General features: G+C 73.4%; 17 protein-coding genes. 10 read left to right on the top strand and 7 right to left on the bottom strand.

Annotated elements, in window-relative coordinates; genetic code table 11:
* Window positions 1–2 precede the first annotated feature (2 nt).
* Window positions 3–695, top strand: a complete 693-nt coding sequence (locus ACZ4SV_RS16665; RefSeq protein ID WP_365882726.1) for a hypothetical protein — start codon at window positions 3–5, stop codon at window positions 693–695.
* Window positions 696–720: 25 nt separating this feature from the next.
* Here the strand turns inward: ACZ4SV_RS16665 and aspS are convergent, their stop codons facing one another.
* On the bottom strand, window positions 721–2,484 hold the full coding sequence (aspS, locus tag ACZ4SV_RS16660; RefSeq protein ID WP_397968086.1) for an aspartate--tRNA ligase: 1,764 nt from the start codon (window positions 2,482–2,484) through the stop codon (window positions 721–723).
* A 154-nt stretch (window positions 2,485–2,638) separates the two neighbouring features.
* On the opposite strand from aspS, the gene ACZ4SV_RS16655 reads away from it, so the two are divergent.
* Window positions 2,639–4,771: a SpoIIE family protein phosphatase gene (locus ACZ4SV_RS16655; RefSeq protein ID WP_468005013.1), complete on the top strand. Its 2,133-nt coding sequence runs from the start codon at window positions 2,639–2,641 to the stop codon at window positions 4,769–4,771.
* A gap of 30 nt (window positions 4,772–4,801) precedes the next feature.
* Here the strand turns inward: ACZ4SV_RS16655 and ACZ4SV_RS16650 are convergent, their stop codons facing one another.
* The 4 genes from ACZ4SV_RS16650 to ACZ4SV_RS16635 all read right to left on the bottom strand — a co-directional run bounded on the left by ACZ4SV_RS16650 (window position 4,802) and on the right by ACZ4SV_RS16635 (window position 7,601).
* Complete coding sequence (locus ACZ4SV_RS16650) at window positions 4,802–5,878, bottom strand: AI-2E family transporter (protein ID WP_365883647.1); 1,077 nt, start codon at window positions 5,876–5,878, stop codon at window positions 4,802–4,804.
* A gap of 63 nt (window positions 5,879–5,941) precedes the next feature.
* On the bottom strand, window positions 5,942–6,328 hold the full coding sequence (locus ACZ4SV_RS16645) for an Asp23/Gls24 family envelope stress response protein (RefSeq protein ID WP_365883648.1): 387 nt from the start codon (window positions 6,326–6,328) through the stop codon (window positions 5,942–5,944).
* Entirely contained in the window at window positions 6,325–7,035 is a 711-nt protein-coding gene (locus ACZ4SV_RS16640; protein ID WP_468005011.1) for a hypothetical protein, read from the bottom strand. The genes ACZ4SV_RS16645 and ACZ4SV_RS16640 overlap by 4 nt, the downstream gene beginning before the upstream one ends.
* On the bottom strand, window positions 7,026–7,601 hold the full coding sequence (locus ACZ4SV_RS16635; protein WP_468005009.1) for an RNA polymerase sigma factor: 576 nt from the start codon (window positions 7,599–7,601) through the stop codon (window positions 7,026–7,028). Before ACZ4SV_RS16635 ends, ACZ4SV_RS16640 begins: the two co-directional genes overlap by 10 nt.
* A gap of 154 nt (window positions 7,602–7,755) precedes the next feature.
* Between ACZ4SV_RS16635 and ACZ4SV_RS16630 the strand changes: the two genes are divergently transcribed.
* Genes ACZ4SV_RS16630 through ACZ4SV_RS16610 form a run of 5 tightly spaced genes read left to right on the top strand, consistent with a single transcriptional unit; the run spans window position 7,756 to window position 10,357 of the window.
* Complete coding sequence (locus ACZ4SV_RS16630) at window positions 7,756–8,244, top strand: Asp23/Gls24 family envelope stress response protein (RefSeq protein ID WP_365883651.1); 489 nt, start codon at window positions 7,756–7,758, stop codon at window positions 8,242–8,244.
* Between the two features lie 48 nt (window positions 8,245–8,292).
* On the top strand, window positions 8,293–8,460 hold the full coding sequence (locus tag ACZ4SV_RS16625; protein WP_397936411.1) for a hypothetical protein: 168 nt from the start codon (window positions 8,293–8,295) through the stop codon (window positions 8,458–8,460).
* On the top strand, window positions 8,457–8,855 hold the full coding sequence (locus ACZ4SV_RS16620; RefSeq protein ID WP_468005006.1) for an Asp23/Gls24 family envelope stress response protein: 399 nt from the start codon (window positions 8,457–8,459) through the stop codon (window positions 8,853–8,855). The genes ACZ4SV_RS16625 and ACZ4SV_RS16620 overlap by 4 nt, the downstream gene beginning before the upstream one ends.
* Before the next feature lie 52 nt (window positions 8,856–8,907).
* Window positions 8,908–9,726: a DUF6286 domain-containing protein gene (locus ACZ4SV_RS16615; RefSeq protein WP_468005004.1), complete on the top strand. Its 819-nt coding sequence runs from the start codon at window positions 8,908–8,910 to the stop codon at window positions 9,724–9,726.
* A gap of 22 nt (window positions 9,727–9,748) precedes the next feature.
* A complete protein-coding gene (locus ACZ4SV_RS16610) occupies window positions 9,749–10,357 on the top strand; it encodes an alkaline shock response membrane anchor protein AmaP (RefSeq protein ID WP_468005002.1) in 609 nt (202 codons plus the stop codon).
* 73 nt (window positions 10,358–10,430) lie between these two features.
* Here the strand turns inward: ACZ4SV_RS16610 and ACZ4SV_RS16605 are convergent, their stop codons facing one another.
* Both ACZ4SV_RS16605 and ACZ4SV_RS16600 read right to left on the bottom strand, forming a co-directional pair.
* Window positions 10,431–11,402 carry a pirin family protein gene (locus ACZ4SV_RS16605; protein ID WP_397936417.1) on the bottom strand — a complete coding sequence of 324 codons (972 nt, stop codon included), beginning with the start codon at window positions 11,400–11,402 and terminating at the stop codon, window positions 10,431–10,433.
* 113 nt (window positions 11,403–11,515) lie between these two features.
* Window positions 11,516–11,995: an SseB family protein gene (locus tag ACZ4SV_RS16600; RefSeq protein ID WP_468004999.1), complete on the bottom strand. Its 480-nt coding sequence runs from the start codon at window positions 11,993–11,995 to the stop codon at window positions 11,516–11,518.
* Window positions 11,996–12,203: 208 nt separating this feature from the next.
* On the opposite strand from ACZ4SV_RS16600, the gene ACZ4SV_RS16595 reads away from it, so the two are divergent.
* The 3 genes from ACZ4SV_RS16595 to ACZ4SV_RS16585 all read left to right on the top strand — a co-directional run bounded on the left by ACZ4SV_RS16595 (window position 12,204) and on the right by ACZ4SV_RS16585 (window position 15,773).
* Window positions 12,204–14,030, top strand: coding sequence for an acyl-CoA dehydrogenase (locus ACZ4SV_RS16595; protein WP_397936418.1), 1,827 nt, complete (start codon window positions 12,204–12,206; stop codon window positions 14,028–14,030).
* Window positions 14,031–14,141: 111 nt separating this feature from the next.
* Complete coding sequence (locus ACZ4SV_RS16590; RefSeq protein ID WP_397936419.1) at window positions 14,142–15,449, top strand: M18 family aminopeptidase; 1,308 nt, start codon at window positions 14,142–14,144, stop codon at window positions 15,447–15,449.
* Window positions 15,450–15,515: 66 nt separating this feature from the next.
* Window positions 15,516–15,773: a hypothetical protein gene (locus ACZ4SV_RS16585; RefSeq protein WP_365880927.1), complete on the top strand. Its 258-nt coding sequence runs from the start codon at window positions 15,516–15,518 to the stop codon at window positions 15,771–15,773.
* Window positions 15,774–15,785 lie beyond the last annotated feature (12 nt).

The following is a 15,785-nucleotide window of genomic DNA, read 5'->3' as shown; positions in this document are numbered from 1 at the left end:
CCGTGGACATCCCCGAACCCCATCGCCGGCTCCTCGCGGACGCCGCCTTTGCGGGCGGACCCTTCGGCCTGGTGCTGGCCGGCGGCTACGCCCTCCAGGCGCACGGGCTGCTGTGCCGGCCGCACGCCGACCTGGATCTGGCCACCGAGAGCGCCGACGCCATGGAGCGGATCGCCGCCGCCGTCGGCGCGGCCCTGGAGGCGCGGGGACGGCGGGTGCGCACCGGAGCGGTGACCGCGCGCACCGCGGAGCTGACGGTCACCGACCCGCCGACCGGCGAACCGGAGGTGCTCGCGCTGCACAAGGAGGCGTTCTGGCAGCCGCCGGAGCTCACCGGGTACGGCCCGGCACTGTCCCTCGCGGACGCCGTCGGCACCAAGATCCGCGCCCTGTACGACCGGGGCGCGGCCGTCGACCTCGTCGACGCACGGGCGTGCGCGGCCCGGTTCACCCTGCCCGCCCTGGAGGAACTGGGCCGCCGGCACGCCCACGACCCGTTCGACCTGCCCACCCTCCAGTCCCGGCTGACGGGCACGGACTTCTACGCCGACCGGGACTTCCTGCGCTACGGCCTGGCCGAGGACCGCATCGCCGCCCTGCGCGCCTGGGCCCAGCACTGGTCCGACGACATCGCCGAACGGCTGCTGGAGGACGGCGCCTGTCCGGACACCGACGGCGGCGGACAGGACGGCTGAACGGTCCTACGGCACGGTCCGCCGCCTACTTCGGCTGCGGCTTGCGGATGTCGAGGTGCAGCTCGCGCAGGCGGGACTCCTCCAGCTCGGTCGGGGCGCCCATCATCAGGTCCTGGGCGTTGCCGTTGAGCGGGAAGGCGATCGTCTCGCGGATGTTGGGCTCGTCGGCGAGGAGCATGACGATGCGGTCCACGCCCGGGGCGATACCGCCGTGCGGCGGGGCGCCGAAGCGGAACGCGCGGAGCATGCCCGCGAACTCGCGCTCGGTGGTCTCACGGTCGTAGCCCGCGATCTCGAACGCCTTGAGCATGATCTCCGGCTCGTGGTTCCGGATCGCGCCCGAGGACAGCTCCACACCGTTGCAGACGATGTCGTACTGCCAGGCGAGGATGTCCAGCGGGTCCTGCGTCTCCAGCGCCTCCATGCCGCCCTGCGGCATCGAGAACGGGTTGTGCGAGAAGTCGATCCTGCCCGTCTCCTCGTCCTTCTCGAACATCGGGAAGTCGACGATCCAGCAGAAGCGGAAGACGTCGTCCTCGAAGTGACCGGCGCGCTTGGCGGCCTCGACCCGCACCGCGCCCATGATCTTGGAGACCTCGTCGAACTCGCCCGCGCCGAAGAACACCGCGTGGCCGGGCGCCAGGGAGAGCCGCTTGGTCAGCTCGGCGACGTTCTCCTCGGTGAGGAACTTCGCGATCGGACCGGACAGCGCGCCGTCCTCGCCGACCCGGACCCAGGCCAGGCCCTTGGCGCCCAGCGAGACGGCGAAGTCGCCGAGCTGGTCGAAGAACTTGCGCGGCTGGTCCTGGACGGCCGGCACGGGCAGGGCGCGCACGTGCTTGCCGGCGAACGCCTTGAACTGCGAGCCCTCGAAGACGTCGGTGAGGTCCACCAGCTCCAGCTTGGCGCGCAGGTCCGGCTTGTCGGAGCCGTACTTGAGCATCGCCTCGCGGAACGGGATGCGCGGGAACGGGGAGGTGACGTGGCGGCCGCCGCCGAACTCCTCGAACAGCTCGGTCATCAGCCGCTCGATCGGCTGGAAGACGTCCTCCTGCTCGACGAAGCTCATCTCGACGTCGAGCTGGTAGAACTCGCCCGGCGACCGGTCGGCGCGGGCGTCCTCGTCACGGAAACAGGGCGCGATCTGGAAGTAGCGGTCGAAGCCGGAGATCATCAGCAGCTGCTTGAACTGCTGCGGGGCCTGCGGCAGGGCGTAGAACCGGCCCGGGTGCAGCCGGGAGGGGACGACGAAGTCACGGGCGCCCTCGGGCGAGGTCGCCGTCAGGATCGGCGTGGCCATCTCGTTGAAGCCGAGCGCGGTCATCTTCTGGCGGATGGCGCCGATGACCGCCGTGCGCAGCATGATGTTGCGGTGCATGCGCTCGCGGCGCAGGTCCAGGAAGCGGTACTCCAGGCGCCGCTCCTCGTTGACCCCGTCCTCGGTGTTGATGGTGAAGGGCAGCGGCTGGGCCGCGCCGAGCAGTTCGACCTCGGCGACCTCGACCTCGATCTCACCGGTGGGCAGGTCGGGGTTCACGTTCTCGGTTCCACGTGAAACCACGCGGCCGTCGACGCGGACCGTGGACTCCTTGGAGATCGTGTCCAGGGCCTCGTACGCGGGGGTGCCGGGGCGGGCGACCAGCTGGGTGATGCCGTAGTGGTCGCGCAGGTCGATGAAGAGGATGCCGCCCAGGTCGCGCCGATTGTGCAGCCAGCCACTCAGCCGGACGTCGGTGCCGACGTCAGAGGCGCGGAGCTGGCCGCAGGTGTGGGACCTGTACCGATGCATCGTCGTTCATCCAGTCTGTGCGGATCGGGTGTCGCCTGGCGGGTACGGCCCAGGCCATCCCCAGGGTACCGGGGACCCCAAGATCGGCTCCCCACCATTACCGCCCGGCGGCCTACGGTGGCAGGCATCGGTCACCTGTTCTTAAAGTGGGGCAATGCGCACAGGCGAGCCCCTGCCGTCCGTCGGGGACGTCCTCGCCGCCCTCGCGACCGGGCTGTGGCACTGGGACACCGCCGCCGGGCTGGTCACCGTGGACGCGGAGGCGGCGCGGCTGCTCGGGCTGCCCGCCGAGCCCGTCACCCTCACCGAGGCCCAGACCCGCGCCCGGCTGCACCCGGTCGACTGGAACGAGATCACCGGCGTGGTGCGGCTGGCGGTCGCCGAGGGCACCCTCGCCGAGGTCCGCATCCGGGTCATGGACGCGGACGGCAGCATCCTGCGGGTGGTCCGCAGCCGGTCCAAGCCGTCCTTCGACCCCGAGCGGCGCACGTACGAGCTGATCGGCACCCTCCAGGAGGTGACCGAGCCGACCCCGGGCACCGCGGCGGCCCGCAGCGCGGTCACCGGCGACTGGCGGCGCTCCCGGGAGGCGTTCCTGCTGGACGCCGGCCGGGCGCTGGCCGAGGCGCGGTCCACCGCCGAGGTGCTGCGGGTGGCCGGCGGGCTGTCGATGCCGGGCTTCTCCCCGGACGGGCTCGTGGTCTACGGCGTGGAGGGCGACCGGCTGACCATCACCGGCCAGCACGGACACCATCCCGGCGACATGAACCCGTTCTCCCACATGCCGCTGGACACCGACTACCCGGCCGCCGAGGTGGTCCGCACCGGCCAGGCCGTCTATCTGTCCTCCCCGGAGGAGTACCGGGACCGCTACCCGGCCACCTGGCCGCTCGCCCGGCACTTCGGCCGCAGCTCCTGGGCGTTCCTGCCGCTGACGGCCGCCGGGCGCACCCGGGGCGCCTGGATGGCCGCGTTCACCTATCCGGTGGCGTTCACCCCGGACGAGCGCGCCGTGCTGACCACGGTCGCCCGGATGCTCGCCCAGGCGCTGTCCCGGGCCGGCGCCGCCGAGTCCGAACGGGAGCTGACGGAGGGCCTCCAGCGCTCCATGCTGCCCTCGCTGGTCCCGGAGATCCCGGGGATGCGGGTGGCCGCCCGGTACATCCCGACCGGCGGCGGACTCCAGGTCGGCGGCGACTGGTACGACATGATCCCGCTGCCCTCCGGCCGTATCGCGCTGGTCATCGGGGACGTCCAGGGCCACGACGTACGGGCCGCCGGGCTCATGGGCCAGCTCCGCATCGCGCTGCGGGCCTACGCCGCCGAGGGCCACCGCCCCGACGCCGTCCTCTCCCGCGCCTCCCGCTTCCTGCACGGCATCACCCACGCCCGCGGCTACGACGCCCTGACCGACCTGCGCTTCGCCACCTGTCTGTACGTGGAGGCCGATCCGGCGACCGGGATGCTGGAGATCGCCCGCGCCGGACACCCGGACCCGGTGATCCGGATGGCGGACGGCACGGTGATGCTGCGGCCCACGACGGGCGGGCTGCCGCTGGGCATCGACCCGGACGCCGACTACCCGAGGACCCGGTTCACGCTCGAACCCGACGAGACGCTGATGCTGTGCACCGACGGCCTGATCGAGACCGGCGGACACGACCTGGAGAGCGGCTGGCGCCGGCTGCGCGCGATCCTGGAGGACCACCAGGACGACCTGGAGTCGCTGGCCGACACCCTGGTGCAGGCGGTGCACGGGCCGTCCTCGCACCACAGCACCGGCCCGCTGACCGACCGCCGCGAGGACGACATCGCGCTGCTGCTGCTGTGCCGGCCCGGAGGAGGCTGCGGCTGCGGCGACACCGTCGCGGTACGGCGGCCGGTGCGGCGCACCCTGCTGTCGGTGGGGCAGGACGAGCCGGAGCGGATCGCCGAGGCCCGCCGCCACCTGCGCGAGCTGCTGCACGACTGGGCCTCGGCCGAGCAGGTGGACGCGGCGGTGCTGCTGGTCTCCGAGATGGTCACCAACGTGCTGGTGCACACCGACGCCGACGCGCTGCTGCTCGCCGAGGTGACCTGCGAGGGGGACGGCCGGCGGCTGCGCGTGGAGGTCTTCGACACCGGTGACGACCTGCCGCACAAGCGCCGCCCCGGCGAGCTGGCCTCCTCCGGGCGCGGCCTGATGCTGATCGAACTCCTCGCGGACACCTGGGGAGTGGAGCCGCGGGGCGAAGGCAAGAGCATCTGGTTCGCGCTGCACGAGCCGGCGGGGGCGCCGGTGGGCTGAGGACCGGGAGGCGGGTAACGCCGGGGAGCGCTACCGATCGCGCGGTGCGCCCGGAGGCTCGCCGGCCGGTGGCTCGGCCGGCTCGCCCGCGCGGCTCCGCAGCTCCGCCACGACCCCGAAGGCCGCCGCGGTCAGCGGGACGGCGAGGAGCATGCCGAGGATGCCCGCGACGGAGGCGCCCGCGGTGATCGCCAGCAGCACCACGGCCGGGTGCATCTGCACGGTCCGGCTCTGGATCACCGGCTGGAGCACGTGTCCCTCCAGCACCTGCACCGCGAGCACCACCCCGAGCGCCCACAACGCGATCACCACACCCCGGTCGGCGAGGGCGACCAGCACCGCCACCGCGCCGGAGATGAAGGCGCCCAGATAGGGGATGTAGGCGCCGACGAAGACCAGCGCGCCGAGCCCCACCGCGCCGGGCACCCGCAGGACCAGCAGGCCGACGGTGATGCACAGGGCGTCGATGAGGGCGATGAGGGTCGTCCCCCGCATGAACCCCTCCACCGCGGCGAAGGCCCGCCGGGCGATGGCCTCCAGGGTGTCGGCGGTGCCGCCGGGCGCGAGGGAGCGCAGGCCCGCCATGGCCCGCTGGGAGTCGCGCAGGAAGAAGAAGACGAGCAGCAGCGCGAGTACGGCCATGGCGATGTACTCGGCGACCATGCTGACCCCGCCGACGACGTTGGACGCGGCCGTCCCGCCGAACTTCCCGAGCAGTTGCCGGGCGTTCCCGGCGAGGTCGTCCAGTCCGGTCCCGGGGGAGCCGAAGTGCCGCGAGACGGCCTTGGCGGCGTCCCGAAGCGAGGCGAGGATCTGCCCGCCGGTGTCGACGAGCGCGGCGACGACGATGTACACGGCACCGCCGACGACGGCCACGACGACGACACAGGTGAGCCCGGCCGCGACGGAGGCCTGCACGCCCGCCCGTACCAGCCGCCGGTACAGCGGCCCGAGCAGCGCGGTGCCGAGCAGGGCGAGCAGCACCGGGATGACGGCCGTGCGCAGTTCCCCGCACAGCAGCACCCCGACCCAGCCCACGGCGGCGACGAGCAGCAGGACGACGCACCAGGCGGCGAGCCGGCGGACGGGATCGGGCAGCGGAGGCACGAGCCCAGCCGACCACACCGGCCGCGGCCTGTCCCGCCGGCCGGCGCCGAACGGCCGTACCCCTCACCCGCCTGCCGCCGTCTCCGGTCCGGGGACGGTACGGGTCACGGTGACCTCGACGGTGACCCGTTCCACCGCGTCGTGCGCCGTGAGGTGGGCGAGGACGGCGGCCGCCACCCGGTCGTGGACGTCCCGGGCGGTGTCCAGCACCCGCCGGCCCTCGGCCAGCACGCAGCGCACCTCGACGCGCCACCCGCCGCCGTCCGGCGCGCGGCCGGCGCGGACGCCCGCCTCGGGTGCCGCGCGGTGCGGTACGGCGCCCGTCCGGGCGGGCGCGGCGGCCACGGCCAGGCGGTGGGAGAAGCGGGGGTGCAGGGCCGCCACGCCGGGCACCGCGAGGGCCGCCTCCGCCGCGACGCCGAGGAGCGCGGCCGGCCGGACGGCGCTCATCGCACACCGCCGCCGCTCGCCGGACCGGGGCGCGGGGGCGGCTCGGGCGCCAGGAGGTCGACGACGGTGATGTCGACGGCCGTCAGCGCGAGTCCGAGGTCCTGTCCGGCCGAGCGGAGGACCGACCGGCGCACCTCGCCGGCCCGGTCGGGCAGCGGGCGGTCCGCGGCGGCGGCCAGGGTCATGGTCACCCGCACACCGGCGCCCTCGTCCGCGGGCGCGAGCCGGCAGGACGCGGTGTGCGCGCCGGGCACCGCGTCCGCCGCCTGCCGCAGCACCCTGGCGGCGGCGTGCTCGGTGATCCGGAGGTCCCGGTCCGGGTCGGCCAGGGGCAGCAGCCGGCCCAGCCGCACCTCCGCCCTGACGATCTCCATGACGCGGCCGGTGAGCGCGTGCTGCGCGGCGGCGTCCTCGGCGCGCAGCGCCCGGGTGGCCGCGTCCACCGTGGCCAGTCCCTCCACGGCCTCGCGGCAGTGCGGACAGGAGACGGTGTGCGGGTCGGCGGCGGGCGCCGCGTCCCGCGCCTGCTCCCAGACCCGGCTGAGCAGGCGGCCGCAGGGCAGCACCTCGTCACCCGCGAACGACGGCACGCCGACGGCCGGGCCGGCGGGAGGTCCGGCGGTCCCGGAGAGTTCGGGCGGTCCGGCGGAGGGTCCGCTGGGCTCAGCAGGTCCGGCGGGTCGCGCCCGCGCATCGTCTAGCGCCATGGGCCCATCGCCTCCTGGAGGGATCGGCGTGCCCGGAAGAGTCTGCCGCGCACGGTCTGTTCGCTGGTCCGCGTCATCCGGGCGATCTCCCGGTAGGACAGGCCCTGCACCTCGCGCAGGATCCAGCAGAGCCGCTGCCCGCTCTGCAGATCGCCCAGCGCGCGGGACAGGGCGGCGACGGCCGCGTCCTGCTCGGCGCAGCGGGCGGGCTGGCTCCGGGCGTCCCGCGCCGCGGGTTCGGCGGCCGTGTCCAGCGGGAGGGCCGGCGGCCGGCGCCGGCGCATGGCCAGGCAGCGGTTGACGGTGATCCGGTACATCCAGGTGCGGAACTCCGCGGCGCGGCGGAATTCCGGCAGCCGCCGCCAGGCGCTGACGAAGGCGTCCTGAACGGCCTCCTCGGCGTCCTGCGGGTTGCCGAGCATGCCGCGGGCCAGGGCGAGGAGGGACCGGCCGTGCCGCTGGACGAGGACGGCGAAGGCGTCCTCGTCCCCCTCGGCCGCCCGTACGGCCAGGAAGCCGTCCGGCAGGTCGTATGCCGGGGCTGGGAAAGCAGTGCGTTCGGTCATGGCGCTCCCGCACGGGACTCGGACCGCCCGGGTACCCGAGCATCGTTCTGTGATGCAGGTCACATCAGATACGTGTGAGACCTGCCCCGCCCGCTGTGTCCAACCTTGCGAGGGCGTCACACCGGCGTCCGACCGACCGATCGAGGCGACCGCCATGACGGAGAACATCACCAGCGTCGGCGGGGGCAGCCGGCCCGACGCGGGCGTGAGCGCACTGAAGGGTCGTACCGGGGCCGGGGCCCCGGCCGAGACCCGGGGGAGGACCACCATCGCGGACGGCGTGGTGGCCAAGATCGCGGGCATGGCCGCCCGCGAGGTACCGGGCATCCACAGCCTCGGGGCGGGCATGGCCCGCGCCTTCGGCGCCGTGCGCGACCGCGTGCCCGGCGGGGGCGGCGGCACGGGCGTCACCCGGGGGGTGAAGGTCGAGGTCGGCGAGCGGCAGGCCGCCGTGGACCTGGACGTCGTCGTCGAGTACGGCGTCTCCATCGTCGACGTGGCCGGCGACGTGCGGACCAACGTGATCGGCGCCCTGGAGCGGATGACGGGCCTGGAGGTCGTCGAGGTGAACATCGCCGTCGACGACGTCCACCTGCCCGACGAGGAAGAACCGGCCGAACCGGACGAGAGCCGCGTGCGGTGATCCACCTCCGCGTCCCGGGCGGGCGCGGGCGAGACGGGTGAGTGCGAGATGAACGCAGCGACGACGGGCCTCGTGGCCGGCATGGCCCTGGGTTTCGCCGGCTTCTTCGGCGGCTTCTGGGCCTTCCTGCTGGTCCTGGTCCTCGGTGCGGCGGGGCTGATCGCCGGCCTCGCCGTGCAGGGCGACCTCGGCCTCGGAACGCGGAGGCAGCGGTGAGGAGCCGGACCGGTTCCGCCGGCCCGGGTCCGGCGCCCGCCACCGGGCTGCCGCCCCCGGCCGAGCGGGGCGCCACCGTCATCCCGGACCGGGTGGTCGCGCGCATCGCCGCCCGGGCCGCCCGCACGGCGCAGGCGCGGCGCGCGGCCGTACCGCCCGGCCCGGGTACGGCGGCGGCGCCGAGCGCCACCGCCGCGGTCCGCGCCGGTTCGGTGCGCGTGCACCTGGCCCTGGACCTGCCCTACCCCGCCGACCTCCCCTACGTCTGCGAGCGCATCCAGCGGGACGTCGCCGAACGGGTGGCCCGGCTGACCGGTTTCCAGGTGGGCGAGGTCACCCTCACCGTCCGGCGGCTGGTGACCGCCGCCGACCCGGGCCGGGGGCGGGTCCGGTGAACGGCCGCGCGCCCCGGACCACCCGGCCCGCCGCACGGGAAGGCAGCCCACGATGACACCCGACCCAGGCCGGCCCGACCACGACAGCGCATCCGACCCGGACCGGCCCCGCCACGACACCGCATCCGACCCGGACCGGCCCGACCACGACACCGCATCCGACCCAGGCCGGCCCGGCCACGACACCGCACCCGACCCCACCTCGCCCGGCCGCGGTCTCACCCCGTCCGCGCGTCCCACCGTGCCGCTGACGAAGGAGCCCGGTCCGCCCGGGCGTGCCGTGCCCGAGCCGGAGGACTCCACGGCCGCGGCAGGGGGCGGGGGGCGCCGGACCCACCGTCCGTGGTCCGCGCGCCGCGTACCGGCGGCGCTGACCGCCGCGGTGATCCTGGTGGCGTCCGTCGCGGCGCTGGCCGACGTCGTCGCCGTACGGGCCGGACGCCCGTCGGCGGCCTGGCGGCGGCACCTGACCGACGCGCTGGCCACCCGGCCGGTGGACGACGTGTGGATGCTCACCGGAGCCGCCGTGGCCGCCGCCGCCGGCCTCTGGCTGATCGCCCTGGCCCTCACCCCCGGGCTGCGGCACTGGCTGCCGCTGCGCTCCCCCGCCGGCTGTCCCCGGCTGCGGGCCTCGCTGGACCGCGACGGCGCCGCCGGTCTGCTGCGGGACGCCGCGCTGCGGGTCCCCGGCGTCGGCGCGGCGCACGTCCGGGTCCGCCGGCACCGCGTCAAAGCCCGCGCGGACGTCCGGTTCCGCGATCCCCGCCAGGTGAAGGACGACCTCACCGCCGTCCTCGGCGAGGAACGCGACCGGCTCGCCCTCGCGGCCCCTGCCCGCATCGTCGTACGGGTGCGGCGACGCACCGGCTGACGCAGAACCCGGAGCACGCGCCATGACCCCGCGATCCGCACTCAACCGCACTCTGCTGGCCCTCGCCGGACTGGTCCTGCTCGGCGGCGGACTGCTGATCCTCTTCGCCGGCTTCGACGTCTACCGGCGGCACGGCCTGGGCCCGCCCGCCGGCTGGCCCCTGACCGCCCCGGACGACGTCCTGCTCGGCACCGCCGACCGGATCCGCTGGAGCGGCCAGGGCTGGTGGTGGTGGCCCGTGGTCATCGCCGCGCTCGCCGTCGCCGCCCTGCTCGCCCTGTGGTGGCTGCTCACCCAGCTGAGCCGGCGCCGTCCCGGAGCGCTGCCGGTCGGCGGCACGCCCCCGCCGGAGGGCGTCGAACTGAGCGACCGCGCGCTCGGCGACGCCATCGCCACCGAGGCCGGCGCCCTGCCGGAGGTCCGGGACGCGGCCGTACGCATCACCGGCCGGCCCGCCCGGCCGCGCACCCGCGTCGGGCTCACCCTCACCCCGCACGGCGCTCCCGGCGCCGCTCTCGGTGCCCTGTGCGAAGGCCCGCTGCGGACCGCTCACCGGTCCACCGGCCTGCCCGACATGCCCACCGAGGTCCGCCTGAAGGTCGCCCGCCACCCGCCGCACCGCGCGCAGTGAACCGCCGCGCTCCGGACACGGCGAGGCTCCGCCCCGAGGTGGGGGCGGAGCCTCGCCGTCGGGCGGCCGGGGCCTACAGGCCGCCCTCGGTCATCCCGTGCACCGCCGGGACGGTGCCGAAGCGGCCCTTCTTGAAGTCCTCGAACGCCTGCACCAGCTCGTCCTGGGTGTTCATGACGAACGGGCCGTAGTGGGCCATCGGCTCCCGGATGGGCCGACCGCCGAGCAGCACGACCTCCAGGTCCGGGGTGTGCCCGTCCTGCCGCTCGTCCGCGCGGACGGTCAGCGAGGAGCCGGACCCGAAGACGGCGGTCTGGCCCAGGTGGACCGGGCGGCGCTCGGCGCCGACCGTGCCCCGGCCCGCGAGGACGTACGCGAGACCGTTGAAGTCCTCCCGCCACGGCAGGGTGATCTCCGCGCCCGGCGCGAGGGTCGCGTGGATCATCGTGATCGGCGTGTGCGTGGCACCGGGGCCCTGGTGGCCGTCCAGCTCGCCGGCGATGACGCGCAGCAGCGCGCCGCCGTCGGGGGAGGTGAGCAGCTGGACGCTGCCGCCGCGGATGTCCTGGTAGCGCGGGGCCATCAGCTTGTCCTTGGCGGGCAGGTTCACCCACAGCTGGAGGCCGTGGAAGAGACCGCCGGACACCACGAGGTGCTCCGGCGGCGCCTCGATGTGCAGCAGGCCCGAACCCGCCGTCATCCACTGGGTGTCGCCGTTGGTGATGGTGCCGCCGCCACCGTGCGAGTCCTGGTGGTCGAAGACGCCGTCGATGATGTAGGTGACGGTCTCGAAGCCGCGGTGCGGGTGCCAGGGCGTGCCCTTCGGCTCGCCGGGCTGATAGTCCACCTCACCCATCTGGTCCATCATGATGAACGGGTCGAGATGGCGGTAGTTGATCCCCGCGAACGCCCGGCGCACCGGGAAGCCCTCGCCCTCGAAACCGCTGGGAGCGGTCGTGACGGTGAGCACGGGACGTGCCACGGCGTCGGCGGGAGCGGTCACACGGGGCAGCGTCAACGGGTTCTCGACGGTCACTGCGGGCATGGTCGGTACCTCCTTGGTACGCCCACTTTAGTTGAGCGTTGAACTTCTTGCCACCCCCAACGGAAAAGGCCCGGAGGGAATTCCCTCCGGGCCCCGCTGCGGTCGCGGCACACTCACACGCCGCCGTACATCCGGCGCATCGCGAAGTCGACCATCTGCTCGACCGCCTTGGCGTCGAAGACCATCCGGTGCTCGCCCTCCATGTCCAGGACGAAGCCGTAGCCGGTCGGCAGCAGGTCGATGACCTCGGCGCCGGTGATCACGAAGTACTTGGACTCCTTGCCCGCGTACCGGCGCAGCTCCTTCAGCGAGGTGAACATCGGGATCACCGGCTGCTGGGTGTTGTGCAGGGCGAGGAAGCCGGGGGTGTCGCCGCGCGGGCAGTACACCTTGGAGGTCGCGAAGATCTGCTGGAAGTCCTCGGCGGACATCTGACCGGTGGTGAAGGCGCGCACCGCGTCGGCCAGCGAGGGCGGGGACGGCTCCGGATACAGCGGCGGCTGCTGGCCGTACCCGCCGACACCGCCCGGCATCTGCTGCTGCGGCGAGGCGTACTGCTGCTGGGCGCCCGCGTTCTGGTCGTAGCCGTACATGCGGAGAAGCGTACCGAGCCGCCCCGCCGCCCGGACGGGTTACGGCGCCGGAACCCCGCGGAGCAGGGACTTGAGACGGGTCACAGATGCCCGGACTGGGGTTGCGTCTTATTACCGACGGGTAGCATCATCGTAGACAGTTGCTGGTACGTGAACTTAGGTGCGAGGAGCCAGTGCCTCGCCGATCTCTCTCAACGGAGCCGTCGCCATGGGGCACTACAAGTCGAATCTCCGCGACATCGAGTTCAACCTCTTCGAAGTACTCGGGCGCGACAAGGTGTACGGCACCGGCCCGTTCGAGGAGATGGACGTCGACACCGCCAAGAGCGTCCTGGAGGAGCTGACCCGCCTCTCCGAGAACGAGCTGGCCGAGTCCTTCGCGGACGCCGACCGCAACCCGCCCGTCTTCGACCCGGAGACCAACACCGCGCCCGTCCCGGCGTCCTTCAAGAAGAGCTACCAGGCCTTCATGGACTCCGAGTACTGGCGGCTCGGGCTGCCCGAGGAGATCGGCGGCACCACCGCGCCGCGCTCCCTCATCTGGGCCTACGCCGAACTGATCCTGGGCGCCAACCCGGCCGTGTGGATGTACTCCTCCGGCCCGGCGTTCGCCGGCATCCTCTTCGAAGAGGGCAACGACGTCCAGAAGCACATCGCCGGCATCGCGGTCGAGAAGCAGTGGGGCTCCACCATGGTCCTCACCGAGCCCGACGCGGGCTCGGACGTGGGCGCCGGCCGCACCAAGGCGGTCCAGCAGGAGGACGGCTCCTGGCACATCGAGGGCGTGAAGCGCTTCATCACCTCCGGTGAGCACGACATGTCGGAGAACATCCTCCACTACGTGCTCGCGCGTCCCGAGGGCGCCGGCCCCGGCACCAAGGGCCTGTCCCTCTTCCTCGTCCCGAAGTACCTCTTCGACTTCGAGACCGGCGAGCTGGGCGAGCGCAACGGCGTCTACGCCACCAACGTCGAGCACAAGATGGGCCTGAAGGCCTCCAACACCTGCGAGATGACCTTCGGCGACCGGCACCCGGCCAAGGGCTGGCTGATCGGCGACAAGCACGACGGCATCCGCCAGATGTTCCGCATCATCGAGTTCGCCCGGATGATGGTCGGCACGAAGGCGATCTCCACGCTCTCCACCGGCTACCTGAACGCGCTGGAGTACGCCAAGGAGCGCGTCCAGGGCCCGGACCTGGCCAACTTCATGGACAAGACCGCGCCCAAGGTCACCATCACCCACCACCCCGACGTGCGCCGCTCGCTGATCACGCAGAAGGCGTACGCGGAGGGCATGCGCGCCCTGGTCCTGTACACCGCCTCGATCCAGGACGCCATCCAGATCAAGGAGGCGGACGGCGAGGACGCCTCCGCCGAGCACGCGCTGAACGACCTGCTGCTGCCCATCGTCAAGGGCTACGGCTCCGAGAAGGGCTACGAGCAGCTCGCCCAGTCGCTGCAGACCTTCGGCGGCTCCGGCTTCCTCCAGGAGTACCCGATCGAGCAGTACATCCGGGACTCCAAGATCGACACCCTGTACGAGGGCACCACGGCCATCCAGGGCCAGGACTTCTTCTTCCGGAAGATCGTCCGCAACCAGGGCGCCGCGCTGAACTCCCTCGCCGAGGACATCAAGAAGTTCCTGGCGCTCGGCACCGGCGGCGAGGAGCTGGCCGGCGCCCGCGAGCACCTGGCCAAGGCGGCCGTGGAGCTGGAGGCGATCGTCGGCCTGATGCTGACCGACCTGGCCGCCACCGAGCAGGACACCAAGAACATCTACAAGGTCGGCCTGAACACCACCCGGCTGCTCATGGCCTCCGGTGACGTGGTCGTCGGCTACCTGCTCCTGAAGGGCGCCGCCATCGCCGCCGAGAAGCTGGCCACGGCCTCGGCGAAGGACAAGGCGTTCTACACCGGCAAGATCGCCGCGGCCAAGTTCTTCGCGGCCAACGTCCTGCCGGGCGTCACCCTCGCCCGCAAGGTCGCCGGCACCGTCGAGCTGGACCTGATGGAGCTGGACGAGACCGCGTTCTGACCTCCCGGACCTTCCGGACGTTCCAGATGTCCTGGACGTCCCCGTCGATACCTCGCACGGGCCCGCTCTCTTTCCGGGAGCGGGCCCGTGCACGTCGTTAAGGTGAATCCCATGAGCGCACCAGCCCGCTTCGACCGCGGCCACACCGACGACCTGATGTCCTTCCTGGCGGCGAGCCCGTCGCCGTACCACGCCGTGGCGAACACCGCCGAGCGGCTGGAGAAGGCGGGCTTCCGGCAGGTCGCGGAGACGGACGCCTGGGACGCCGTGGCGAACGGCCACGGCGGCCGGTACGTGCTGCGCGGCGGCGCGATCGTGGCCTGGTACGTGCCCGAGGGCGCCGAGCCGCACACGCCCTTCCACATCATCGGGGCCCACACCGACTCCCCGAGCCTGCGGGTCAAGCCGCGCCCGGACACCGGGGCGCACGGCTGGCGCCAGGTGGCCGTGGAGATCTACGGCGGTCCGCTGCTCAACTCCTGGCTGGACCGGGACCTGGGCCTGGCCGGCCGGCTCACCCTGCGCGACGGCTCCACGGTCCTGGTCAACGTGGACCGGCCGCTGCTGCGGGTGCCGCAGCTCGCCATCCACCTGGACCGCTCGGTCGGCACCGAGGGGCTCAAGCTGGACAAGCAGCGCCACCTCCAGCCGGTGTGGGGCCTGGGCGACGAGGTGCGCGACGGCGATCTGATCGCCTTCCTGGAGCAGGAGGCCGGGCTGACGGCCGGCTCGGTGACCGGCTGGGACCTGATGACGCATCCGGTCGAGCCGCCCGCCTACCTCGGCCGGGACCGGGACCTGGTCGCCGGCCCGCGCATGGACAACCTGCTGTCCGTGCACGCCGGTGCCGCCGCCCTCACCGCCGTCGCGGCCTCCGGCGCCCCGCTCGGCCGCATCCCGGTGCTGGCCGCCTTCGACCACGAGGAGAACGGCTCCCAGTCGGACACCGGCGCCGACGGTCCGCTGCTCGGATCCGTCCTGGAGCGCTCGGTGTTCGCCCGCGGCGGCTCCTTCGAGGACCGGGCCCGCGCCTTCGCCGGCACGGTCTGCCTGTCCTCCGACACCGGCCACGCCGTGCACCCCAACTACGCCGAGCGGCACGACCCGACGCACCACCCGCGGGTCAACGGCGGCCCGATCCTCAAGGTGAACGTCAACAACCGCTACGCCACGGACGGTTCGGGCCGCGCGGTGTTCGCCGCGGCCTGTGAGAAGGCGGGCGTGCCCTTCCAGAGCTTCGTCTCCAACAACTCCATGCCGTGCGGCACCACCATCGGACCGATCACCGCGGCCCGGCACGGCATCCGCACGGTCGACATCGGCGTGGCGATCCTCTCCATGCACAGCGTCCGCGAACTGTGCGGCGCCGACGACCCGTTCCTCCTCGCGAACGCGCTGACGGCCTTCCTGGAGGGCTAGCCGGGCCGGTGCCGGGTACCCGGTCCATACCGGAAGTTCCGGCACCGACAGGGGAGGCGAAGCCTCATGGGGCTCGGCGGATGCATCATCCTCATAGCCGTGGGGGCCATTCTCACGTTCGCGACCGACTGGCACATGCACGGCGTCAACGTCACCGTCGTCGGCCTGATCCTGATGGCCGTGGGCCTGATCGGGGTGGCGACGTTCAGCGGCATCGCACGGCGCCGGCGCGTCGTGATGCCGACGGCGGCGCCGGTGGTGGAGGAGGAGCCGCATCACCACCACCACCGCGTCGACGGCTACAGCGACGGCTACGGCGTCTGACGCACCGCCTGC

This window comes from Streptomyces sp. NPDC027672 (assembly GCF_055566335.1).
The sequence above is the reverse complement of the archived record's forward strand: the minus strand, read 5'-3'. Positions and strand labels throughout refer to the sequence as shown.

Bases quoted from the DNA above. Each gene is read 5' to 3' on its own strand.
- aspS (WP_397968086.1), bottom strand. From the start codon at position 2,484: ATGCATCGGTACAGGTCCCACACCTGCGGCCAGCTCCGCGCCTCTGAC.
- ACZ4SV_RS16655 (WP_468005013.1), top strand. From the start codon at position 2,639: ATGCGCACAGGCGAGCCCCTGCCGTCCGTCGGGGACGTCCTCGCCGCC.
- ACZ4SV_RS16645 (WP_365883648.1), bottom strand. From the start codon at position 6,328: ATGAGCGCCGTCCGGCCGGCCGCGCTCCTCGGCGTCGCGGCGGAGGCG.
- ACZ4SV_RS16640 (WP_468005011.1), bottom strand. From the start codon at position 7,035: ATGGCGCTAGACGATGCGCGGGCGCGACCCGCCGGACCTGCTGAGCCC.
- ACZ4SV_RS16635 (WP_468005009.1), bottom strand. From the start codon at position 7,601: ATGACCGAACGCACTGCTTTCCCAGCCCCGGCATACGACCTGCCGGAC.
- ACZ4SV_RS16630 (WP_365883651.1), top strand. From the start codon at position 7,756: ATGACGGAGAACATCACCAGCGTCGGCGGGGGCAGCCGGCCCGACGCG.
- ACZ4SV_RS16625 (WP_397936411.1), top strand. From the start codon at position 8,293: ATGAACGCAGCGACGACGGGCCTCGTGGCCGGCATGGCCCTGGGTTTC.
- ACZ4SV_RS16615 (WP_468005004.1), top strand. From the start codon at position 8,908: ATGACACCCGACCCAGGCCGGCCCGACCACGACAGCGCATCCGACCCG.
- ACZ4SV_RS16610 (WP_468005002.1), top strand. From the start codon at position 9,749: ATGACCCCGCGATCCGCACTCAACCGCACTCTGCTGGCCCTCGCCGGA.
- ACZ4SV_RS16605 (WP_397936417.1), bottom strand. From the start codon at position 11,402: ATGCCCGCAGTGACCGTCGAGAACCCGTTGACGCTGCCCCGTGTGACC.
- ACZ4SV_RS16600 (WP_468004999.1), bottom strand. From the start codon at position 11,995: ATGTACGGCTACGACCAGAACGCGGGCGCCCAGCAGCAGTACGCCTCG.
- ACZ4SV_RS16595 (WP_397936418.1), top strand. From the start codon at position 12,204: ATGGGGCACTACAAGTCGAATCTCCGCGACATCGAGTTCAACCTCTTC.
- ACZ4SV_RS16590 (WP_397936419.1), top strand. From the start codon at position 14,142: ATGAGCGCACCAGCCCGCTTCGACCGCGGCCACACCGACGACCTGATG.
- ACZ4SV_RS16585 (WP_365880927.1), top strand. From the start codon at position 15,516: ATGGGGCTCGGCGGATGCATCATCCTCATAGCCGTGGGGGCCATTCTC.